This is a genomic window from Modestobacter versicolor (genome assembly GCF_041028285.1).
Taxonomy (GTDB): Bacteria; Actinomycetota; Actinomycetes; order Mycobacteriales; family Geodermatophilaceae; genus Modestobacter; species Modestobacter versicolor_A.
In genome coordinates this window covers 1-533 of record NZ_JABGDB010000055.1, presented here as the reverse complement: position 1 = coordinate 533, position 533 = coordinate 1, and the positions used below count along the sequence as shown (strand labels likewise).

The window sequence follows — 533 nt, the reverse complement described above, 5'->3', positions numbered from 1 at the left end:
TGGTGCGGAATCGATCATTAACAGTATCAACGTTATTGTGATTATCAACCGCTTTATCATCAATAAAAGTATCGCTATTAAATGCGGTTACTTTAGTAACGATTTCCCCGGTAGTTAATTCATTACCCTGATCGCTAATGCTTTCAGTAATTTTATGCCCTGTAGAAGCGGCAATATTTGAAATCCCTTTCAGGAAGTCGTTATATTTACCCCATTGTTCAAGATATTCCGCAACTAACATTTTAGCGATAATATCAACCGTTGGGACTAAATACGGTTTAAACATTTTTCTTTGACCATATTTAATAGAAGTCAAAGCGTTTAATTCATCAGCGGAAAGAGCCGCCAAAAATGGCAGACTCCCCGTTGCGATAATAGCTTGCCACAAGTTATTATCAACCAGATATTCCGAAAGCATTACATCTTTATTGTGCATTTTCGGCCTCTTTAATTTCGTCTAATTTATCCTGAGCCGCCTGTTTTTCTTCATCGGTAGAATCAGGATCGTCGATAATACCTTGTAAACGATTTAC

At 37.1% G+C, this 533-nt stretch carries 1 protein-coding gene; it reads right to left on the bottom strand.

Features of this window, described 5'->3' with window-relative positions:
• Positions 1-436, bottom strand: a 436-nt coding sequence (locus tag HL054_RS22235; protein ID WP_369141307.1) for a hypothetical protein, incomplete at its 3' end; no start/stop codon positions are given.
• Positions 437-533 lie beyond the last annotated feature (97 nt).